This is a genomic window from Rhodococcus sp. (in: high G+C Gram-positive bacteria), assembly GCF_049299235.1.
In the GTDB taxonomy this organism is placed as follows: domain Bacteria; phylum Actinomycetota; class Actinomycetes; order Mycobacteriales; family Mycobacteriaceae; genus Rhodococcus.
In genome coordinates this window covers 1-2,944 of the sequence record NZ_JBAQXC010000198.1, presented here as the reverse complement: position 1 = coordinate 2,944, position 2,944 = coordinate 1, and the positions used below count along the sequence as shown (strand labels likewise).

Below are 2,944 nucleotides of genomic sequence, written 5' to 3'. Positions count from 1 at the left end.
GCGTCGTGGGCGGCCGTGAGATCGTCGGGGCGCAACCTCAGGTGCGCGACCGTGGGCCGCGCCTGCGCGGTCGGCGTGGCGTCGCGGCCGGTGCGGACCGGTTCCATGTGCAGGGGCGCGGTGTCGGTGTGCAGCAGCAGTTCGGTCGGCAATGTGATGTGCGGCATCGAGGCCGCGGCCAGTTGTGCCTTCGTGCCTGCCAGTAGTTCGGCGGTCCGGGACACCGCGGCGGTGAGCTCGTCGGCGTGTTCTGTCGCGATGTCGGCGTCGACCTGTTCGTGGCGCCGGGTCAGCTCGGCACTGTCGAGTGCCTGCTCCGCGGCGTCGGCGAGGGCGGTGACGGCCGCGCGGCGCTGTGCGAGATCGTCCGCGTCACGGAACAGTGGGCGCGACTCGAGCCCGCGTACGGCGCGCTCGAGCTCGTCGAGTTGGTCGAGACGTTCGCGCAGTCGGGTATCGGCCGCGGCGGATTGCGCTTCCAGGTCGGCGGTGTCGGCGTCGGCGTCGGCGAGTTCGGTGATCGTCGCCGACACTCGTCCGGCTGCTCGAATCGCGACGTCGGCGGCCTCGCGTAGCACGTCTGTCGCGTAGCGGCGGTACACGCGGTGGAACCGGGCGAGGTGTTCCTGGGACTTCTCGAGATGTTCCTGGGTGCTGCGTGTGTCGGCGAGACCGTCGAGTCGGTCGCCGGCGGTGGTGAGCAGGTTCTCGCTCAGCGGCGGTAATGCGTCGGACAGGATCTGCGGCAGGCGTCCCTCGTCGATGCGGTTGCCGACATCGGGGGAGCGCAGTGTGTGCAGCAGTTGCAGCAGCCCGGCGTACCGGTCGCGTCCGGATTCGCCGCGCAGGCCGAACACATCGGCGCGGACCGTGTCGCGGTGTTCCTCGGAGCTGCGGGTGACCCGGTCGGCGCCGACTGCGGCGATCAGGTCGTCGCGTGAAAGCGGCATCCGATGTTCGTCCACCAACGTCAGGTCGTGGCCGACGCGCAGCCCGGTGGTGAAGAAGTGCACCTCGCTGCGGTGCGCGGCGGCACTGTAGCGGATATGCGCGCCGATCGTGAAATATCCTTCGGGGCAGGAAAGTTCAAGCCACAGATAGCCGACTCGGTTGTCTTGGTCGACGGCGCCGATGCGCATCAGTTCGTCGAGGTTCACCTTGCCCGCACCGGTTGCGTCCATGCGTTTGCGGTCGCCGTCGAGTAGATACGGCAGTAGCATCTCGAGTGCGCGGGACTTGCCGGAGCCGTTGGTGCCGCGCAGGATCAGCCGACCGCCCGACAGTGTGAATTCGGTGTCCAGATAGTGCCAGACGTTGACGATGCCGGCGCGGGAGAGTCGCCACCGTCGGTCGCGATGGGCCGAAACGATCGAGTCCGAGGTTCGGGTCATGCGGATCACCTCTTCCGGGGTGGTGCGGTTGCGGTCTGAGCCGGGAATCTCCTGCCCTTCGGGCGGGAGAGATGTCATAGCACGGGTCTTTCGGTGGCGGTGGGTCTTTCGGTGGCGGTGGGCCGGTAGCGGGCAGCCGGGGCGTACAACACGAGTTCGTCGCCGTCGGTGTGGGCGAGCTGCAAACCGATCAGCAGTTCGGTGATCTCGTGGCGCAAGGTGTCCGGGTCGCGCACGTACCGTGTTCGCCAGCTCTGCGCGTGGGTGGACACCAGATTCCCGATGGCCGCGTCCACCGCGTCGGCGGGGATGCGCAGGGTCGCGCCCCGGGTCGGCTCATGGTCTTCGAGAAGTGTTGAAATGAGGAGCAATGCGGCTTGTTTCAAGGTTCCTGCTCCGGGGAACGGTAGATCGGTGAGGGTGCCGTCCGCGTCGTAGGCGAGTGCGCCTTCGGTGCGAACCTCGAGGGTGAGACCGAAGTCCTCGTCGAGTCGGTGCGCCAATCCGACCCGGTCGCGGTGCAACTCGTCGAGTTCGTCCGGGTCGAGGTCGTCGCGGGCGACGACCGGGTCCTCGACGAGCCTGCGGTACAGGCGCACCCGCGCCGCAACCTGCGCACTCGGCGGGTCCGCCGGTGTCGGCGCGAACACTTGGTTCAGGAGCGGACGGTGCACGTCCACCACCCCGTCGTCGCGGTCACCGGTGGCCCGGCCCTCGACGACTCCGGCATCGTCGATCACCACACCCCAGTCCTGCAGCACCCGCAGCGCGGCCACCAACTGCCGCCGGTCCGCGACCGGATCGGACCCGGCGATCCCGAGTGCGGTCGCGTCCGCGCGCACCTGGTCCGCCAGGGCCGAGATGAGTACGTGCTCGCCGATGCCCGGAGCGAGCAGCGCCGCGCACACCAGCGCGAGATGCGCATAGGTTGTAGCGCCGAACGGTTCGCCGCCGTCGCGCAGCAGCGGACGCGGCGGTGACGCCGCGGCCGGGGCGGCCTTGACCAGACGTGCGAACGTCGACTCCACGACGAGGGTGTAGCCGAGGTGCGTCGTGAACATTGTGCGCAGTGCGGTGGCATGCCTGCGGACCAGTGCCAGGGTGTCCGGGTCGCGTCCGACGGTGAGGATCGGTTGCTGCAACAGGGCGCGGGCCGCATCACGTCGTCCCGCCGCGTCCTGCGCGGCAGTTCCGGTACCGGTCGTCACCGTGCGCTCACCTGCCATGAATCCACGATCGTTGCCCGCAGTAGGACCCCGTGCACCGTCAGATCTCCGTCCGGGCCGTGCACCACGGTGTCCGACCCGGGCGCGGCATGCAGGCACAACCCGAGGTCGCTGTCGTGGATGCGTACCGCGGTGTCCAGGGTGCGGTGCTGCGCGAGCAGCGCCGCGAGCCGGTCCAGCAGGAGTTCACGCGCGGTGGCGGAGACGGTCGTACCGTTCAGGTCGCCGGCGGCGGCGAGTTCGGCGGCGGCAGCGCGGCGTGCGTCGGCATCGGCCCGGGCGAGGGCGGTGATTCGCTTCCGGTCCGGCGTCGGGTCCGGTACGCGC

General features: G+C 69.6%; 2 protein-coding genes and 1 pseudogene. All 3 read right to left on the bottom strand.

Features of this window, described 5'->3' with window-relative positions; genetic code table 11:
- Positions 1-1,469: pseudogene (locus tag WAX14_RS11885) on the bottom strand (hypothetical protein); the annotation flags it as partial.
- Positions 1,466-2,617, bottom strand: coding sequence for a DUF2398 family protein (locus WAX14_RS11880; protein WP_422628266.1), 1,152 nt, complete (start codon positions 2,615-2,617; stop codon positions 1,466-1,468). The pseudogene WAX14_RS11885 and the gene WAX14_RS11880, both read right to left, overlap by 4 nt.
- Positions 2,596-2,944: DUF2397 family protein (locus WAX14_RS11875; RefSeq protein ID WP_422628265.1), on the bottom strand; the 349-nt coding region annotated here is incomplete at its 5' end. The genes WAX14_RS11875 and WAX14_RS11880, both read right to left, overlap by 22 nt.